The following is an 18312-nucleotide window of genomic DNA, read 5'->3' on the forward strand; positions in this document are numbered from 1 at the left end:
GTTTTTTTGTCCGTGAAGCGGCGGCTTACAGCTTGCCGGCGTTCTCGGTCAGGTAGGCGGCAACGCCTTCTGGCGAGGCGTTCATGCCCTTGTCGCCTTTTTTCCAGTTGGCTGGGCAGACTTCGCCGTGCTCTTCGTGGAACTGCAGGGCGTCGACCAGACGGATCAGCTCTTCCATGTTACGGCCCAGTGGCAGGTCGTTGACGATCTGCGAGCGGACGATGCCCTTGTCGTCGATCAGGAAGGCGCCACGGAAAGCCACGCCGCCTTCGGACTCGACGTCGTAGGCCTGGGCGATTTCGTGCTTCAGGTCGGCAGCCATGGTGTACTTGACCTTGCCGATGCCGCCGTCGTTGATGGCGGTGTTGCGCCAGGCGTTGTGGGTGAAGTGCGAGTCGATGGACACGGCAACCACTTCGACGTTACGCGCCTGGAAGTCCGCCATGCGGTGGTCCAGGGCGATCAGCTCGGATGGGCAGACGAAGGTGAAGTCCAGCGGGTAGAAGAACACCAGGCCGTATTTGCCCTTGATGGCCGAGGACAGGGTGAAGCTGTCGACGATTTCGCCATTGCCCAGTACGGCCGGCACGGTGAAGTCGGGGGCTGGTTTGCCTACGAGTACGCTCATTGGATATCTCCTGGTGATAGTCACGTTCAGAACGAGGTCGGTGCAAGGATGCCCCCTCTAAGCGACAAGCCTATGACGCGACGACCTCGTGTCCTTGGAACCCACCATCATACACCGCGTTTTTTGACGCTCCTAAACGGTTTTTGCAAAGCCGTCCCCCTATGGCCCGCACGCCATTCGTCAGACGGTATTCGAATCGCCGAAATGCCCGCCCAAACCACTTTGACAATCATTCTCGTTAACATTAAGATCAACGGCAATCGAGTTCCAACCAGCGACGGTTCCCACCCTATGTACGTTTGCCTCTGCAATGGCGTTACCGACGGACAAATCCGCGATGCGATCTTCGAAGGCTGCTGCAGCTACCGTGAAGTACGCCAGGCGACCGGCGTTGCCAGCCAATGCGGCAAGTGTGCCTGCCTGGCCAAGCAGGTGGTGCGTGAAACGCTGACCGAACTGCAAAGCAGCCAGGCCGCCCTGCCCTATGCCGTAGAATTTTCTGCCGCATAAAACAGCGAATTTTAAGGAACCGGACTTGGTGTCCGGTTTTTTTATGTCCGCAATTCAATTGCTTAGCGGCATAACGCAGAATAAAAACATTCTTATTCCGATTAATTTTCATATATTATTCAATAACTTAGGTTTGACACTCGAAGTTGCCGGGATCAAACTCCGCCCTATAGACAGCGATTACAGGGCAGGACCCCATCATGCAAGGCGATAAAGTAGTCATCCAGCAGCTCAACAAGATCCTTGCCAATGAGCTGATCGCGATCAACCAGTACTTCCTGCACGCGCGGATGTATGAGGACTGGGGCCTGAACAAGCTGGGCAAGCACGAGTACCACGAGTCCATCGACGAGATGAAACACGCGGACAAGCTGATCAAGCGCATCCTGTTCCTGGAAGGCATCCCCAACGTACAGGATCTGGGCAAGCTGCTCATCGGCGAGCACACCCGGGAAATGCTTGAGTGCGACCTGAGGCTCGAACGACAAGGCCACAAGGATCTGAAGGAAGCGATTGCCTGCTGCGAGAAACACAATGACTTCGGCAGCCGCGAACTGCTGGAAGATATCCTCGAATCCGAAGAAGAGCATATCGACTGGCTGGAAACCCAGCTGGGCCTGATCGACAAGATCGGGCTTGAAAACTACCTGCAATCGCAGATGGGCGACGAGTAAAAACGTCACCCAATAAAAAGCCCCGCCCTCTTGTCGAGAGGCGGGGCTTTTTATTGGGCGTCAGAAACGGTGCGGTCAGGGCTTGCGCGCCAAGCGGCTGGCTTCGGCAAGCCCGACGCCGCAACCGCCGATCAGGCCTCGGTCTTGGCCGCGGCTTTCTGGGCAGCGTCCTTGATCAGGGTCTGCAGTTCGCCGTTGGCGAACATCTCGGCCATGATGTCGCTGCCGCCGACCAGCTCACCGGCTACCCACAGCTGCGGGAAGGTCGGCCAGTTGGCGTACTTGGGCAGGTTGGCGCGGATTTCCGGGTTCTGCAGGATGTCCACGTAGGCGAACTTCTCGCCACAACCCATGACCGCCTGCGCGGCTTTCGCGGAGAAGCCACACTGAGGGGCATTCGGCGAGCCTTTCATGTAAAGCAGAATGGTGTTGTTGGCAATCTGCTCTTTAATCGTTTCGATGATATCCATGGAACACCTCGGCAAAAACTTTCCGACTCGGTTGTCGGCACGGTGAGGCATTGTATCGGAAAGCCGAGCGCGCTGCTCGGTCTCCCCGATGATAATCGCATGAGCCTGGCCGCCTGTGGCCAGACAGCACGGCCCTCAAGCCGCGACCACCCGTACCGGTACGCCATTCAACGCCGCATTGCCCGATACCCGGTCCACCTGCCGCTCATCGGTCAGGTCATTGGCGCTGGAGCCCGGCTGGCCGCTGGCGATCGCCATCTGCACGCCCGGGCGCGCATGCCCCCAGCCATGGGGCAGGCTCACCACCCCCGGCATCATCTCGACGCTGGCAACCACCTCGACCTCGATCGTCCCGACCCGTGAACTGACCCGCACCCGCTGCCCGTCTTCGAGCCTGCGGCTGGCCAGGTCATCCGGGTGCATCAGTAACTGGTGCCGCGGCTTGCCCTTCACCAGGCGATGGTAGTTGTGCATCCAGGAGTTGTTGCTGCGCACATGGCGGCGCCCGATCATCAACAACTCCCCCGCCTGCGGCAGCTGTTGCGCGGCAAAACGCTCCAGGTCGGCGAGAATTTCCGGTGGCGCGGCCCGAACACGCTGTTCGGGTGTCTTCAAGCGCTTGCCGAGGTTGGGCCTGAGCGCGCCAAGGTCGAGCCCGTGGGGGTGCTCGGCGAGCCGCTGTACCGACAGTTTGTACTCGGAGCCGTCGCCATAGCGCCCCAGGCGCAGGCCCATATCGATCATCTGCGCCGGTGGCAGCGTCGGCTTCAGTTCCTTGCCGGTACGGGCGGCAAACGCCCTGGCCAGGCCAACGAAGATCTCCCAGTCATGCAAGGCCCCTTCGGGCTTGGCCAGGATCGCCCGATTGAAGCGCGTGACGTTACGTACGGCGAACAGGTTGAACGTGGTGTCGTAGTGATCGTTCTCCAACGCCGAGGTCGACGGCAGGATCAGATCGGCGTACCGGGTGGTCTCGTTGATGTACAGGTCGATGCTGACCATGAACTCCAGACCGGCGAGCGCCTGTTCCAACTGTCGGCCATTGGGCGTCGACAGCACCGGGTTGCCGGCCACCGTCACCAGTGCCCGCACCTGCCCTTCGCCGGGCGTGAGCATTTCCTCGGCCAGCGCCGATACCGGCAACTCACCGCCATACTCCGGCAAGCCGGAAACCCGGCTCTGCCAACGATTGAAATGCCCGCCGCCGGTGGAGGCCACCAGATCCAGCGCCGGCTCGGTGCACAAGGCACCACCCACCCGGTCAAGATTGCCGGTCACCAGGTTGAGCAGTTGCACCAGCCAATGACAGAGAGTGCCGAAGGCCTGGGTGGAAACGCCCATCCGCCCATAGCAGACCGCCTTGTCCGCCGCGGCGAAATCCCGCGCCAACTGCCGGATCTGCTCGGCAGGGATGGCGCACAGCGGGCTCATCGCCTGCGCCGTGAACGGCGCCACTGCGGCCCGCACCTCATCCAGGCCGTCCACCGGCAGATGGCTGCCACGGGTCAGACCTTCCTCGAACAACGTGTTGAGCAGACCGAAAAGCAAGGCCGCATCGCCTCCCGGACGCACGAACAGGTGCTGGTCGGCGATGGCTGCGGTTTCACTGCGCCGCGGATCGACCACCACCAGCCTGCCGCCACGCGCCTGGATCGCCTTCAGGCGCTTCTCCACATCGGGCACGGTCATGATGCTGCCGTTGGAGGCCAATGGATTGCCACCGAGAATCAGCATGAAGTCGGTGTGATCGATGTCGGGAATCGGCAGCAGCAGTCCGTGGCCGTACATCAGGTAACTGCTCAGGTGCTGCGGCAACTGGTCGACCGAAGTCGCGGAGAAGCGGTTGCGGGTCTTGAGCAGCCCGAGGAAGTAGTTGCTGTGGGTCATCAGCCCGTAGTTATGCACACTCGGGTTGCCCTGGTAGGTCGCCACGGCATTCGGCCCATGCTGTTGCTGGATCGCGGCCAGGCGCTCGGCCACCAGGTCGAAGGCCTGCTCCCAGCCGATCGGCTGCCATTGCTCACCCACCCTCAGCATCGGCTGGCGAAGGCGATCAGGGTCGTTCTGGATATCCTGCAACGCCACCGCCTTGGGGCAGATATGGCCACGACTGAACGTGTCCAGGGCATCCCCCTTGATCGAGGTGATTTGAACCTGATCGGCAGTGGTGGTGGTTTCGATGGTCAGGCCGCAAATGGCTTCGCACAGATGGCAGGCACGGTGGTGAAGAGTCTTGGTCATGGCCAGTCTCTGTCTTGTTCTGGGCAGCCCGACAGGCTGCGGAAACAGAACTATGGCCCGTGGCGGACAGGCCTGCCAGCGACGTTCGTCTTGTGAATCGGGGAGTATCAGGCGAGCCGATGGCGCCTGCGGGGATCAGGACAGGGGCAACCTGGGGGTGGACTGCATCTGGATTTCCTGGACGGTCTGGACCTGCTCGTGGGCCACCTGCACGCCGGTCAGCTCGCCGATCAAGCGCCAATGTTCGTCGAGGCCGGAGCTGATGGTGGCCATGCGATCGATCATTCGTCGTCCGGACGCACGCGTGACTTCGTCGTCACTGCGCAACAATTCGAAAGACATTGCGGTCACAGAGGCAGTCATATGCGTCAGCGCCTGTGCAGTCAGCCTTAGCAATTCCATGAGCTGTTGCTCTTTCGATTCCATTCCAAAGCCTCTGTGTGTCTGCAATGACACATTTATAACCTAGCCACATAGTTTAGGAAATGTTTCCGCTTTTGCCTGGCCACGCGAGCATGACCGCAAAAGATTCGACCACCGGTTCAGAAAACGACCCGCAGCCGCCTGCCGCCGCCGCGTCAATTGCCAAAGGCGGTGGCAGCCGTGTACAAATGGCACATTGCGATTATCGGTACCGGCTTGGAAAACTGTAGCAAAAAGCGCGGAAATAACCCTCGCGCCCTCGTTTCATCATTCCAAAACGAAGCCTCCTATTGGTATCACGCGACATTTTCTTATACGATCGCGTCTCCCCCTATTTCGTCGCCCCGTGCGGCTTACGCCGCAGGTCTCACCCGTTTTTCCGAAAAACCCGGTTTTGAGCATCTGCGGTCTGTTGCAAAAAAGGTAGTCAATGATGAGCGCTAGGAACTTTCTCTCCCTGATGGATTGCACGCCCGCTGAACTGGCCGGGCTGATTCGTCGAGGCATCGAGCTGAAGGACCTGCGTGATCGAAGTGTCCTGTTCGAGCCGCTCAAGGGCCGTATTCTCGGGATGATCTTCGAGAAATCCTCGACACGTACCCGGGTCTCGTTCGAAGCCGGCATGATCCAGCTGGGCGGCCAGGCGATCTTCCTGTCGCCGCGCGACACCCAACTGGGCCGTGGCGAGCCCATCGGCGACAGCGCCATCGTGCTGTCGAGCATGCTCGACGTGGTCATGCTGCGCACGTTCAAGCACAGCACCCTGACCGAGTTCGCCGCCAACTCCCGCGTACCGGTGATCAACGGCCTGTCCGACGAACTGCACCCGTGCCAGTTGCTCGCCGACATGCAGACCTTCCTCGAACATCGCGGCTCGATCCAGGGCAAGACCGTGACCTGGATCGGCGACGGCAACAACATGTGCAACAGCTACATCGAAGCGGCGATCCAGTTCGACTTCCAGCTGCGTATCAGTTGCCCCGAAGGCTACGACCCGAGCCCGGCGTTGCTGGCCCAGGCCGGCGAGCGGGTACGCCTGGTCCGCGACCCACGGGAAGCGGTGCGCGGTGCACATCTGGTCAGTACCGACGTCTGGACCTCCATGGGCCAGGAAGAGGAAACCGCCAAGCGCCTGGAGCTGTTCGCACCCCTGCAGGTCACCCGTGAACTGCTCGACCTGGCAGCCCCGGACGTCGTGTTCATGCATTGCCTGCCCGCCCACCGCGGCGAGGAAATCAGCGTCGACCTGCTCGACGACAAGCGCTCGGTCGCCTGGGACCAGGCCGAGAACCGCCTGCATGCGCAAAAGGCCCTGCTCGAGTTCCTGGTCAAGCCGGCGTACCGCCCTGCATGAGCCATTCGCTACTGCTGAATCTGCACGACCTGGTTTGCGGTTACCAGGACCAGCGAGTCGTGCAGAACCTCAACCTGCATCTCAATGCCGGCGACATCGGTTGCCTGCTGGGCCCTTCGGGTTGCGGCAAGACCACCACGCTGCGCGCCATTGCCGGTTTCGAGCCGGTCCACCAGGGCGAGATCCAGCTGGCCGGCGAGGTCATCTCCAGGGCCGGTTTCACCCTGGCCCCGGAGAAACGCCGAATCGGCATGGTATTCCAGGACTACGCGCTGTTTCCGCACCTGAGCGTCGCGCAGAACATCGCCTTCGGCATTCGCAGGCACCCGGACCTGGAGCGGATCACCGCCGAGTTGCTGGAGCTGGTGAACCTCAAGGGCCTGGGCCAGCGTTATCCCCATGAGCTTTCCGGTGGCCAGCAGCAACGGGTGGCCCTGGCCCGGGCGCTGGCACCGGAGCCGCAGTTGCTGCTGCTCGACGAACCCTTCTCCAACCTCGATGGCGAATTGCGCCGCAAGCTCAGTCACGAAGTCCGCGACATTCTCAAGCTGCGCGGCACCAGTGCGATCCTGGTCACCCATGATCAGGAAGAGGCCTTCGCCGTCAGCGATCATGTCGGGGTCTTCAAGGAAGGTCGGCTGGAGCAGTGGGATACGCCCTATAACCTCTATCACGAGCCGGCGTCGCCATTCGTCGCCAGCTTTATCGGCCAGGGCTACTTCATCCGCGGGCAGTTGCAGACGCACGAATCGGTGCAGACCGAACTGGGTGTGCTGCGTGGCAACCGCGCCTATGCCTGGCCGGCGGGCACGGCGGTGGATGTACTGCTGCGCCCGGACGACATCGTCCCGGCGCCGAAAAGTTCGCTGAAGGCACGGGTCACCAGCAGGACGTTCCTCGGTGCCGCGACCCTCTATCGCCTGCAATTGCCCAGCGGCAGCCAACTGGAGTCGATCTTCCCCAGCCATGCCGATCACCAGCCGGGCGAGGAAGTCGGGATCCGCGTGGCCGCCGAGCACCTGGTGCTGTTTCAGGCCTAGGCTATGTACGAAATCGCTTGAAACTTGGTTATGCGGCGTTAAAAACCGGCTCGGAATGCTCATTGACAACCAGTCAACTGCGCTTCCTCGCCGGTTTTTGCCTTGCCTAACCTGCGTTTCAAACAATTTCGTACACAGCCTAGGTCGCGTCATCGTTCTTCGCGGGCAAGCCCGCTCCCACAGGGACTTGCGCGTTTTTCGCGAGCAAGCGGCCACAACGCCGCTCTGCCGACTCAGACCAGTGTCAGCCGCCCACTGGCCACCAGGGTGGCCTGGCCGCCGATCTTCACCCGCTCGCCTTCCAGCCGGCAGAACAGCTCCCCGCCCCGCGGCGAACACTGATAGGCCGTCAGCGCAGTCTTGTCCAGGCGCTGCGCCCAGTAGGGAATCAGCGCGCAATGGGTCGAGCCGGTAACCGGATCCTCGTTGATACCGATGGCCGGGGCGAAATAGCGCGAGACGAAATCATGCCGCTCGCCCGGCGCGGTGACGATCACGCCCGGCCAGGGCAGCCTGGCCACCGCCGCCCAGTCAGGCGTGCAGTCGCGCACGGCCTGTTCGGAGGGCAGCACCACGAACAACTCATTGGCCCCCAGTACATCGATCACCGGCGTACCGAGTGCCCGTTCGACCTCGACGGTGACACCGACTCCACCTGGCACCCTCACCGGGAAATCCAGCCACAGCCGATCAGCCTCACGACTGACACTCAGTGCACCGGCCTTGCAGACGAACTCGAGGGTCTCCTGCCGTTCGCCGTAGACCTCGAACAATACGAATGCGCTGGCCAGGGTGGCATGGCCGCAGAGCGGCACTTCGGTGGTCGGGGTGAACCAGCGGATACGCCAGGCAGCGCCCTCGCGGACCAGAAAGGCGGTTTCCGCCAGATTATGCTCGGCGGCGATTTTCTGCATCAACTCATCGGCCAGCCAGGTGTCGAGCCGATAGACCATCGCCGGATTGCCGCTGAAGGGCCGTTCGCTGAAAGCATCGACCTGGTGAAATTCAAGCTGCATGACGTCCTCTCTCCTTGTCCAAGAGCGTCAGTGTGCTCGTTCCCCCATCGTCGCCCAGTGACAGAACCGCTGAATTTACGCCATACAGACCGCTCAGGCGCGGCCGATGTCCGCGAACTTCGCCTGGGTATGCTCGGCCAGCAGCGCCGGGGCCAGCTCGACCTCCAGGCCACGGCGTCCGGCACTGACGAAGATGGTCGCGAAACCCTGGGCGCTCTGGTCGATGAACGTGCGCAAGCGCTTCTTCTGCCCCAACGGGCTGATGCCACCGAGTAGATAGCCCGTCGCCCGCTGGGCGGCAGCCGGGTCGGCCATCTCGACTTTCTTCACCCCGGCGGCGTGGGCCAGAGCCTTCAGATCCAGACTTCCGACGACCGGTACCACCGCCACCAGCAATTCGGCTTTTTCGCTGCTCGCCAGCAACGTCTTGAACACCTGGGCCGGCGCGAGCGCGAGCTTTTCCGCGGCCTCCAGGCCATAGGAGGCGGCTTTCGGATCATGTTCGTAACTGTGCACACGATGTTCGGCACGAACTTTTTTCAGCAGATCCAAGGCAGGCGTCATGATCAATCCTGGCAGACGGGTAGGTAAGCGCGGATTTTAGGTCATCCCTGCGCAAAAGGCTCTATTGGCGGCACGAAACCCTCTAGTTCAAGGGTCAGAAATCTCAGGAGGCACCTGCAAGCTCGCCATATTCCTACAAGCCAAACAACCTCATTCACTCAATCAATAGTCACAATGTGGATAACCGTTCACTTTCGACCTTTGACAGCAGTGTTTCTTGTCTATATTTTTTCGAATCTGAAGATCATAGTCCTAATCCAGCAATACCCAGCGGTAAGTCGACTTCAGGGATGGGGATCCCCGACAGTCGATGTGAAGACCACGCCAACCACCGGGTCTGGCGTCACACAACAACAAAAATCGAGGTATCCAATGACTACCGCTCTGAAACAACCATCGCTATCGGGACAATGCATTGCCGAATTCCTCGGGACTGCCCTGCTGATTTTCTTCGGCACCGGCTGCGTCGCCGCGCTCAAGGTCGCGGGTGCCAGTTTTGGCCTGTGGGAAATCAGCATCATCTGGGGGGTCGGCGTGAGCATGGCGATCTACCTGACCGCCGGCGTTTCCGGTGCGCATCTCAACCCGGCCGTCAGCATTGCGCTGTGCCTGTTCGCCGACTTCGAAAAACGCAAACTGCCGTTCTACATCATCGCCCAGATCGCCGGCGCCTTCTGCGCGGCTGCGTTGGTTTACACGCTTTACAGCAACCTGTTCTTCGATTTCGAACAGGCTCACCACATGGTTCGCGGTTCGCAAGCCAGCCTGGAGCTGGCCTCGGTGTTCTCCACCTACCCGAATGCCGCCCTGACCACGGCCCAGGCCTTCCTGGTCGAAGTGGTGATCACCGCCATCCTGATGGGCGTGATCATGTCCCTGACCGACGACAACAACGGCCTGCCCAACGGCCCGCTGGCGCCCCTGCTGATCGGTCTGCTGATCGCGGTGATCGGTAGCGCCATGGGCCCACTGACCGGCTTCGCGATGAACCCGGCACGGGATTTCGGGCCCAAGCTGATGACCTTCGTTGCCGGCTGGGGTGAAATAGCCTTCACTGGCGGGCGCGACATTCCGTACTTCCTGGTTCCGATCTTCGCGCCGATTCTCGGTGCCAGCCTCGGGGCCGCCCTGTATCGCGGGATGATCGCCCGCCACCTGCCCAGCACCACCGCCGTAGAGGAAGAGCCTGCGACCGCTGCCAAGAAGGTTCGCGCTTCCTGATCCACCGCGTCACGCCAGACCCGGCGGGTATCGTCTTCCCTTGATGGGACCCGCCTGAACATTTTTCCCTATACCAGTCCAAGGCAATCGAAAATGACCGACATTCAGAATAAGAACTACATCATTGCCCTCGATCAGGGTACGACCAGCTCCCGGGCGATCATCTTCGACCGCGACGCCAACGTGGTCTGCACCGCCCAACGCGAATTCCAGCAACACTACCCGCAAGCCGGCTGGGTCGAGCACGACCCGATGGAAATCTTCGCCACCCAGAGCGCAGTGATGGTCGAGGCCCTGGCACAAGCCGGCCTGCACCATGACCAGGTCGCCGCCATCGGTATCACCAACCAGCGCGAAACCACCGTGGTCTGGGACAAGACCACCGGCCGGCCGATCTACAACGCCATCGTCTGGCAATGCCGCCGCAGCACCGAGATCTGCCAGCAGCTCAAGCGCGACGGGCATGAAGACTACATCCGCGAAACCACCGGCCTGGTCACCGACCCCTACTTCTCCGGCACCAAGCTCAAGTGGATCCTCGACAACGTCGAAGGCAGCCGCGAGCGTGCGCGCAATGGCGAGCTGCTGTTCGGCACCGTCGACAGCTGGCTGATCTGGAAATTCACCGGCGGCAAGACCCACGTCACCGACTACACCAACGCCTCGCGCACCCTGCTCTTCAATATCCACACCCTGGAGTGGGATTCGAAGATGCTGGAAATCCTCGACATTCCGCGGGAAATGCTGCCGCAAGTGAAGTCGTCCTCGGAAATCTACGGTCGCACCAAGAGCGGCATCGCCATCGGCGGTATCGCCGGCGACCAGCAGGCCGCGCTGTTCGGCCAGATGTGCGTGGAGCCGGGCCAGGCCAAGAACACCTACGGCACCGGTTGCTTCCTGCTGATGAACACCGGCACCAAGGCGGTGAAATCCAACCACGGCATGCTCACCACCATCGCCTGCGGCCCCCGCGGCGAAGTGGCCTATGCCCTGGAAGGCGCGGTGTTCAACGGCGGTTCCACCGTGCAGTGGCTGCGTGACGAGCTGAAGATCGTCAACGACGCCTACGACACCGAATACTTCGCCAACAAGGTCAAGGACAGCAACGGCGTCTACCTGGTCCCGGCCTTCACCGGCCTGGGAGCCCCGTACTGGGACCCCTATGCCCGTGGCGCGCTGTTCGGCCTGACCCGTGGCGTGAAGGTCGACCACATCATCCGTGCTGCCCTGGAGTCGATCGCCTACCAGACCCGCGACGTGCTCGACGCCATGCAGCAGGATGCCGGCGAACGCCTCAAGGCCCTGCGCGTGGACGGCGGCGCGGTTGCCAACAACTTCCTGATGCAGTTCCAGGCCGACATCCTCGGCACCCAGGTCGAACGCCCGCAAATGCGTGAAACCACTGCCCTCGGTGCCGCCTACCTGGCCGGCCTGGCCTGCGGCTTCTGGGGCAGCCTGGAAGAGTTGCGCGGCAAGGCGGTCATCGAGCGCGAGTTCGAACCGCAACTGGCCGAAGCCGAGAAGGAAAAACTCTACGGTGGCTGGAAAAAGGCCGTGAGCCGTACCCGCGACTGGGAACCGCACGAAGAGAGCCACTGAGTCGGATGAGCCGGGTTTAAGGGCCCATTCGCGGGCAAGCCCCGCTCCTGCAGGACGCGTGTCGTGTACGACACCGTTTTCTGTAGGAGCGTGGCTTGCCCGCGAATACGGCTCCACGCTTGACCACAATCACGCAATCCCCCCGCAACAATCCAGTCGTATCCGACTGCCCACGCCGAGCGACCGGCACTCGCCCGGTTTGCGACCTGAGAATCGTTTCAGCGGCCCTGCAAGTGGCAGACCGGTTCTTCCTGCGGCATCATGGTGGAATTTGTATGGCAGCCCAAAGGACGCCCCATGAATCTGCCTCCCCGCCAGCAGCAAATCCTCGAACTGGTCCGCGAACGCGGCTATGTCAGCATCGAGGAAATGGCCCAGCTGTTCGTCGTGACCCCGCAAACCATCCGCCGCGATATCAATCAGTTGGCGGACTCCAACCTGTTGCGCCGCTACCACGGCGGAGCCGCCTATGACTCCAGCGTGGAAAACACCGCCTACGCCATGCGCGCCGACCAGATGCGCGACGAAAAGCAGCGGATCGCCGAGTCCATCGCCCGGCAGATTCCCGATCATGCCTCGCTGTTCATCAATATCGGTACCACCACCGAGTCGATTGCCCGCGCCCTGCTCAATCACAATCACCTGAAGATCATCACCAACAATCTGCACGTGGCGTCGATCCTCAGCGCCAAGGACGACTTCGAAGTGCAACTGGCCGGCGGCAACGTCCGTCGCGACGGTGGCGTGGTGGGTCAGGCCAGTGTCGACTTCATCAACCAGTTCAAGGTCGACTTCGCCCTTGTGGGCATCAGCGGCATCGACGAGGACGGCAGCCTGCTGGATTTCGACTATCAGGAAGTGCGGGTGTCCCAGGCGATCATCGCCAACGCCCGCCAGGTCATCCTGGCCGCCGACTCCAGCAAGTTCGGCCGCAATGCCATGGTGCGCCTGGGCCCGATCACCCTGATCGACTGCCTGGTCACCGACCAGGCCCCGGTTCCGGCCCTGGCGCAACTGCTCAACCAGCACAAGATCCGCCTCGACGTAGTCTGATCGGCTGCCACATCCCTGCCCCGGCAGAGCCCGGGACACTGACAACCGCTGCGGGAGCTGGCTTGCCCGCGAAGGGCCAGCGCAGCCCCTCAGAGCTGCGCGCGCAAGCCCGCTACCGCACTACCCTCCCCCACGCCGCCTCGATGTTCGATAATTTTCCTTTCAGACCTTTCTGATGAATTTTTTCAATCGGAAGCGGGTAGCTGCGTGCGTACATATCAGCTAATATTTTCGAAAATGAACATAAATGTTCGAATTCAAATATAGCAACCGCCATGCGAGGCTCGCCGATGACTTCCACCACCTTGCCTGCACCACCCCTTGCCGAGATCTATGACATCGCCGTGATTGGCGGTGGCATCAATGGTGTCGGGATTGCCGCGGACGCAGCCGGTCGCGGTCTTTCGGTGTTCCTTTGCGAAAAGGACGACCTGGCCAGCCACACCTCGTCGGCCAGCAGCAAGCTGATCCATGGCGGCCTGCGCTACCTGGAACACTATGAGTTCCGCCTGGTGCGCGAAGCCCTGGCCGAACGGGAAGTCCTGCTGGCCAAGGCCCCGCACATCGTCAAGCCGATGCGTTTCGTCCTGCCGCATCGCCCGCACCTGCGTCCGGCCTGGATGATTCGCGCCGGCCTGTTCCTCTATGACCACCTGGGCAAACGCGAAAAGCTTGCCGGTTCGCGCAGCCTCAAGTTCGGCGCCGACAGCCCGCTCAAGGCGGAAATCGGCAGGGGCTTCGAATACTCCGACTGCTGGGTCGACGACGCTCGCCTGGTGGTGCTCAACGCCATGGCTGCCCGGGAGAAGGGTGCGCATATCCACACCCGCACCCGTTGCACCAGCGCCCGCCGTGCCAAGGGCCTGTGGCACCTGGAGATGGAGCGCGCCGATGGCGCACGCTTCTCGATCCAGGCCAAGGCCCTGGTGAACGCGGCCGGCCCCTGGGTCGCCAAGTTCATCAAGGATGACCTGAAGCTCGACTCGCCCTACGGCATCCGCCTGATCCAGGGCAGCCACCTGATCGTGCCTCGGCTGTATGAAGGCGAACACGCGCATATCCTGCAGAACGAGGACCAGCGCATCGTGTTCACCATCCCCTACCTGGACCGTTTCACGCTGATCGGCACCACCGACCGCGAATACCAGGGCGACCCGGCCAAGGTGGCGATCACCGAGGCGGAAACCGACTACCTGTTGAAGGTGGTCAATGCGCACTTCAAGAAACAACTGGCCCGTGGCGATATCCTGCACAGCTATTCCGGCGTGCGCCCGCTGTGCAACGACGAATCCGACAACCCATCGGCAGTGACCCGCGACTACACCCTGGCGCTGTCGGGCAATACCGAGGAAGCCCCACTGCTGTCGGTGTTCGGTGGCAAGCTGACCACCTACCGCAAGCTGGCCGAGTCGGCGATGAGCCAGTTGGCCCCGTTCTTCACCCAGATGCGGCCGAGCTGGACCGCCGCCTCGACCCTGCCCGGTGGCGAAGACATGACCACGCCACAGGCCCTGGCCGAGGCGATCCGCAAACGCTTCGACTGGGTGCCGAGCGAAATCGCCCGGCGCTGGGCCAGCACCTACGGCAGCCGTGCCTGGCGCCTGCTGGAAGGCGTACAGACGCTCGGCGACCTCGGCGAACACCTTGGCGCTGGCCTCTACAGCCGTGAAGTCGATTACCTGTGCAGTGAAGAATGGGCGACCGCCGCCCAGGACATTCTCTGGCGGCGCAGCAAGCTGGGGCTGTTCACCAGCCCTGAGCAGCAGCAGAAACTGCAGGACTACCTGGACAAGGTCGAGCAGGCGCGCAGCAAGATCGAGGCGGCCTGACTTTCCTGCCTGGGCTGCTTCAGGATTCCGGGCAGGGCGGCCGGCCTATTCGCGGGCAACCGAGCGTCGGCCGGCCGCTCCTGCGGTTCATGGGGCTCCAGAAACCGGGGTCGGGATCGGTAGGAGCGGCGCACCGCCGCGAATAGCGCCCCCGCTCCCCCCTCTACCATTCGGTTTTCCGAACGCCCGTTCGGCCAGCATTCGGCGAACCGGACGCCAGTCCCTTCCCCCTTCGCTCGAAAACCACAAAAAACCCTTATAAATCAATAGAGAAGCCCACATCGCCGGGTGTGGCACGAGTCGTGCTCTATACTTCCATTACCGAATGCTCACTCAGCCCCTTGGGCCCTGCGGGCCGTTCGCAGTACCCGAGCCGACTGAAAGGCTCCATAAGAAAAACAATCTCGAGGAAAGTAACCGATGCGCATCGTTCCCCACATCCTGGGCGCCGCAATCGCTGCCGCTCTGATCGGCACTCCAGTTTCCGCTGCCGAACTGACCGGCACCCTGAAGAAGATCAAAGAGTCCGGGACCATCACCCTAGGCCATCGCGACAGTTCCATTCCGTTTTCCTACATCGCTGATGCTTCCGGCAAGCCGGTCGGCTACTCCCACGATATCCAGCTGGCCATCGTCGAAGGTATCAAGAAAGACCTGAACCTGCCTGACCTGAAGGTCAAGTACAACCTGGTCACCTCCCAGACCCGTATCCCGCTGGTGCAGAACGGCACCGTCGACGTCGAGTGCGGCTCCACCACCAACAACGCCGAACGCGCCCAGCAGGTCGATTTCTCGGTCGGTATCTTCGAGATCGGTACCCGCCTGCTGTCGAAGAAGGACTCCACCTACAAGGACTTCGCCGACCTCAAGGGCAAGAACGTGGTGACCACCGCCGGTACCACTTCCGAGCGCATCCTCAAGGCGATGAACGCCGACAAGCAGATGGGCATGAACGTCATCTCCGCCAAGGACCACGGCGAGTCCTTCCAGATGCTCGAAGGCGGCCGTGCCGTGGCCTTCATGATGGACGACGCACTGCTGGCCGGCGAAATGGCCAAGGCCAAGAAGCCGACCGACTGGGAAGTGACCGGTACTCCACAGTCCTACGAAATCTATGGCTGCATGGTCCGCAAGGACGACCCGGCGTTCAAGAAAGCCGTGGATGACGCCATCGTGGGCCTCTACAAGTCCGGCGAGATCAACAAGATCTACGACAAGTGGTTCACCCAGCCGATTCCGCCAAAAGGCCTGAACCTGCAGTTCCCGATGAGCAAGGAGCTCAAGGCCCTGATCGAGAATCCGAACGACAAGCCAGCGCCGGATGCAAAGATCTGAGTCACAGCTAACCTGACTTCCCGGGGCCGCCAGCACGGCCCGGGAAGTCTGTTGAACACCTGCTGTACTGGCTTCTTCTGAATCGAACTGGAACAACACTCGGACCGCGAGCGGTACCGGTGTGCCCGACAGACACTGGCGGGCGGGGCGGAGTCCCGGGAAGCACGTGCTCGTACATCGATCGACCTGAGGGGAGACCCGAATGAATTACAACTGGGATTGGGGCGTGTTCTTCAAGACCACCGGCGTGGGCAGCGAGACCTATCTCGACTGGTTCATCTCCGGGCTGGGCTGGACCATCGCGATCGCCATCGTGGGCTGGATCATTGCATTGGTCCTGGGTTCCATACTCGGCGTGATGCGCACCGTACCCAACCGTCTGGTAGCCGGTATCGCGACCTGCTACGTGGAATTGTTCCGCAACGTGCCACTGCTGGTGCAACTGTTCATCTGGTACTTCCTGGTACCCGACCTGCTGCCGCCGAACCTGCAGGAATGGTTCAAGCAGGACCTGAACCCGACCACCTCGGCCTACATCAGCGTGGTGATCTGCCTCGGCCTGTTCACCGCCGCACGGGTCTGCGAACAGGTGCGCACCGGTATCCAGGCGCTGCCCCGCGGCCAGGAATCGGCCGCCCGCGCCATGGGCTTCAAGCTGCCGCAGATCTACTGGCACGTGCTGCTGCCCCAGGCCTACCGGATCATCATTCCGCCGCTGACCTCGGAATTCCTCAACATCTTCAAGAACTCGTCCGTCGCCTCGCTGATCGGCCTGATGGAACTGCTCGCGCAGACCAAGCAGACCGCCGAGTTCTCCGCCAACCTGTTCGAAGCCTTCACCCTGGCGACGCTGATCTACTTCACCCTGAACATGAGCCTGATGCTGCTCATGCGCCTGGTCGAGAAGAAAGTCTCGGTGCCCGGCCTGATCTCCGTGGGGGGTAAATAATGGAATTCGATTTCAGCGACATCGTCCCGGCCATCCCCGGCCTGTGGAACGGCATGCTGATGACCCTGCAACTGATGGCCCTGGGCGTCGTCGGCGGGATCATCATCGGTACCCTGCTGGCACTCATGCGCCTGTCCCACAACAAGCTGCTGTCGGCGATCGCCGGTGCCTACGTCAACTATTTCCGCTCGATCCCGCTGCTGCTGGTGATCACCTGGTTCTACCTGGCGGTACCGTTCGTGCTGCGCTGGATCACCGGCGAAGACACGCCGATCGGTGCATTCACCTCCTGTATCGTCGCCTTCATGATGTTCGAGGCGGCGTACTTCTGTGAAATCGTCCGGGCCGGCGTACAGTCGATTCCCAAGGGCCAGATGGGCGCCGCCCAGGCACTGGGCATGGGCTATGGCCAGACCATGCGCCTGATCATCCTGCCCCAGGCCTTCCGCAAGATGACCCCGCTGCTGCTGCAGCAAAGTATCATCCTGTTCCAGGACACCTCGCTGGTCTACACCGTGGGCCTGGTGGACTTCCTCAACTCGGCACGTTCGAGCGGCGACATCGTCGGCCGTTCCAACGAGTTCCTGATTTTCGCCGGCCTGGTCTACTTCACAATCAGCTTCGCCGCCTCGCTGCTGGTCAAGCGTCTGCAAAAAAGGTTTGCCGTATGATCTCTATCAAGAACGTCAACAAGTGGTATGGCGACTTCCAAGTGCTGACCGATTGCAGCACCGAAGTCAAAAAGGGTGAAGTGGTGGTGGTCTGCGGCCCATCGGGCTCGGGCAAGTCGACCCTGATCAAGTGCGTCAACGCCCTGGAACCGTTCCAGAAAGGCGACATCGTGGTCGACGGCACCTCCATCGCCGACCCGAAGACCGATCTGCCGAAACTGCGCTCGCGAGTGGGCATGGTGTTCCAGCACTTCGAGCTGTTCCCGCACTTGACCATCACCGAGAACCTGACCATCGCGCAGATCAAGGTGCTGGGCCGCAGCAAGGAAGAAGCCACCAAAAAAGGCCTGCAATTGCTCGATCGCGTCGGCCTGTCGGCCCATGCGCACAAGCATCCCGGCCAGCTCTCCGGCGGCCAGCAGCAGCGCGTGGCGATCGCCCGGGCGCTGGCGATGGACCCGATCGTCATGCTGTTCGACGAACCGACCTCGGCCCTCGACCCGGAAATGGTCAACGAAGTGCTCGACGTGATGGTCCAGCTGGCCCAGGAAGGCATGACCATGATGTGCGTGACCCACGAGATGGGCTTCGCCCGCAAGGTCGCCAGCCGTGTGATCTTCATGGACCAGGGCAAGATCATCGAAGACTGCAACAAGGAAGAGTTCTTCGGCGACATCAGCGCCCGCTCCGACCGTGCGCAGCACTTCCTCGAGAAAATCCTGCAGCACTGACAGG

Annotated in this window: 19 protein-coding genes; 13 read left to right on the forward strand and 6 right to left on the reverse strand. The window is 61.6% G+C overall.

Translation table 11 applies throughout. The features are described from left to right. Positions 1 to 25 precede the first annotated feature (25 nt). Positions 26 to 628 (reverse strand): peroxiredoxin, encoded by a 603-nt coding sequence (locus ACZ5KU_RS25530; protein ID WP_054057481.1) that lies wholly within the window; start codon positions 626 to 628, stop codon positions 26 to 28. A 291-nt stretch (positions 629 to 919) separates the two neighbouring features. Between ACZ5KU_RS25530 and ACZ5KU_RS25535 the strand changes: the two genes are divergently transcribed. Next, positions 920 to 1138 (forward strand): bacterioferritin-associated ferredoxin, encoded by a 219-nt coding sequence (locus tag ACZ5KU_RS25535; protein WP_054057480.1) that lies wholly within the window; start codon positions 920 to 922, stop codon positions 1136 to 1138. A gap of 200 nt (positions 1139 to 1338) precedes the next feature. Beyond that, positions 1339 to 1812, forward strand: coding sequence for a bacterioferritin (bfr, locus tag ACZ5KU_RS25540; protein ID WP_054057479.1), 474 nt, complete (start codon positions 1339 to 1341; stop codon positions 1810 to 1812). A 131-nt stretch (positions 1813 to 1943) separates the two neighbouring features. Here the strand turns inward: bfr and grxD are convergent, their stop codons facing one another. The 3 genes from grxD to ACZ5KU_RS25555 all read right to left on the reverse strand — a co-directional run bounded on the left by grxD (position 1944) and on the right by ACZ5KU_RS25555 (position 4949). Further along, the gene (gene grxD / locus ACZ5KU_RS25545; protein WP_017902756.1) at positions 1944 to 2282 is read right to left on the reverse strand and encodes a Grx4 family monothiol glutaredoxin; all 339 of its coding nucleotides are present in this window, start codon (positions 2280 to 2282) and stop codon (positions 1944 to 1946) included. Between the two features lie 135 nt (positions 2283 to 2417). Next, complete coding sequence (locus tag ACZ5KU_RS25550; protein ID WP_416770381.1) at positions 2418 to 4523, reverse strand: molybdopterin oxidoreductase family protein; 2106 nt, start codon at positions 4521 to 4523, stop codon at positions 2418 to 2420. A 135-nt stretch (positions 4524 to 4658) separates the two neighbouring features. Next, positions 4659 to 4949, reverse strand: coding sequence for a type 1 glutamine amidotransferase family protein (locus tag ACZ5KU_RS25555; RefSeq protein WP_054057477.1), 291 nt, complete (start codon positions 4947 to 4949; stop codon positions 4659 to 4661). Positions 4950 to 5126: 177 nt separating this feature from the next. On the opposite strand from ACZ5KU_RS25555, the gene ACZ5KU_RS25560 reads away from it, so the two are divergent. From ACZ5KU_RS25560 to ACZ5KU_RS25570, 3 genes are read left to right on the forward strand one after another with little or no spacing between them, the layout of a single operon-like run. Then, the gene (locus tag ACZ5KU_RS25560) at positions 5127 to 5390 is read left to right on the forward strand and encodes a hypothetical protein (protein ID WP_464736435.1); all 264 of its coding nucleotides are present in this window, start codon (positions 5127 to 5129) and stop codon (positions 5388 to 5390) included. Further along, complete coding sequence (gene argF / locus ACZ5KU_RS25565) at positions 5380 to 6300, forward strand: ornithine carbamoyltransferase (RefSeq protein WP_054057476.1); 921 nt, start codon at positions 5380 to 5382, stop codon at positions 6298 to 6300. Before ACZ5KU_RS25560 ends, argF begins: the two co-directional genes overlap by 11 nt. Continuing rightward, positions 6297 to 7340, forward strand: a complete 1044-nt coding sequence (locus tag ACZ5KU_RS25570; protein ID WP_054057475.1) for an ABC transporter ATP-binding protein — start codon at positions 6297 to 6299, stop codon at positions 7338 to 7340. Before argF ends, ACZ5KU_RS25570 begins: the two co-directional genes overlap by 4 nt. A gap of 233 nt (positions 7341 to 7573) precedes the next feature. Here the strand turns inward: ACZ5KU_RS25570 and ACZ5KU_RS25575 are convergent, their stop codons facing one another. Together ACZ5KU_RS25575 and ybaK are read right to left on the reverse strand one after the other, a co-directional pair. Beyond that, positions 7574 to 8356 (reverse strand): PhzF family phenazine biosynthesis protein, encoded by a 783-nt coding sequence (locus ACZ5KU_RS25575; protein WP_054057474.1) that lies wholly within the window; start codon positions 8354 to 8356, stop codon positions 7574 to 7576. 93 nt (positions 8357 to 8449) lie between these two features. Next, complete coding sequence (gene ybaK / locus ACZ5KU_RS25580) at positions 8450 to 8920, reverse strand: Cys-tRNA(Pro) deacylase (RefSeq protein ID WP_017902750.1); 471 nt, start codon at positions 8918 to 8920, stop codon at positions 8450 to 8452. Between the two features lie 372 nt (positions 8921 to 9292). On the opposite strand from ybaK, the gene ACZ5KU_RS25585 reads away from it, so the two are divergent. The 8 genes from ACZ5KU_RS25585 to ACZ5KU_RS25620 all read left to right on the forward strand — a co-directional run bounded on the left by ACZ5KU_RS25585 (position 9293) and on the right by ACZ5KU_RS25620 (position 18308). Then, positions 9293 to 10141, forward strand: coding sequence for an MIP/aquaporin family protein (locus tag ACZ5KU_RS25585; protein ID WP_054057473.1), 849 nt, complete (start codon positions 9293 to 9295; stop codon positions 10139 to 10141). Positions 10142 to 10234: 93 nt separating this feature from the next. Next, entirely contained in the window at positions 10235 to 11740 is a 1506-nt protein-coding gene (gene glpK, locus ACZ5KU_RS25590) for a glycerol kinase GlpK (RefSeq protein ID WP_054057472.1), read from the forward strand. Positions 11741 to 12037: 297 nt separating this feature from the next. Continuing rightward, positions 12038 to 12793, forward strand: a complete 756-nt coding sequence (locus ACZ5KU_RS25595) for a DeoR/GlpR family transcriptional regulator (protein WP_054057471.1) — start codon at positions 12038 to 12040, stop codon at positions 12791 to 12793. Positions 12794 to 13083: 290 nt separating this feature from the next. Beyond that, on the forward strand, positions 13084 to 14622 hold the full coding sequence (glpD, locus tag ACZ5KU_RS25600; RefSeq protein WP_054057494.1) for a glycerol-3-phosphate dehydrogenase: 1539 nt from the start codon (positions 13084 to 13086) through the stop codon (positions 14620 to 14622). A gap of 420 nt (positions 14623 to 15042) precedes the next feature. Beyond that, positions 15043 to 15957, forward strand: a complete 915-nt coding sequence (locus ACZ5KU_RS25605) for a glutamate/aspartate ABC transporter substrate-binding protein (RefSeq protein ID WP_464736436.1) — start codon at positions 15043 to 15045, stop codon at positions 15955 to 15957. A gap of 202 nt (positions 15958 to 16159) precedes the next feature. Further along, a complete protein-coding gene (locus tag ACZ5KU_RS25610) occupies positions 16160 to 16906 on the forward strand; it encodes an amino acid ABC transporter permease (RefSeq protein ID WP_054057469.1) in 747 nt (248 codons plus the stop codon). Beyond that, on the forward strand, positions 16906 to 17577 hold the full coding sequence (locus ACZ5KU_RS25615; protein ID WP_054057468.1) for an amino acid ABC transporter permease: 672 nt from the start codon (positions 16906 to 16908) through the stop codon (positions 17575 to 17577). Before ACZ5KU_RS25610 ends, ACZ5KU_RS25615 begins: the two co-directional genes overlap by 1 nt. Then, a complete protein-coding gene (locus tag ACZ5KU_RS25620; RefSeq protein ID WP_054057467.1) occupies positions 17574 to 18308 on the forward strand; it encodes an amino acid ABC transporter ATP-binding protein in 735 nt (244 codons plus the stop codon). The genes ACZ5KU_RS25615 and ACZ5KU_RS25620 overlap by 4 nt, the downstream gene beginning before the upstream one ends. Positions 18309 to 18312: the final 4 nt, after the last annotated feature.

The organism is Pseudomonas sp. Tof1, from assembly GCF_055390395.1.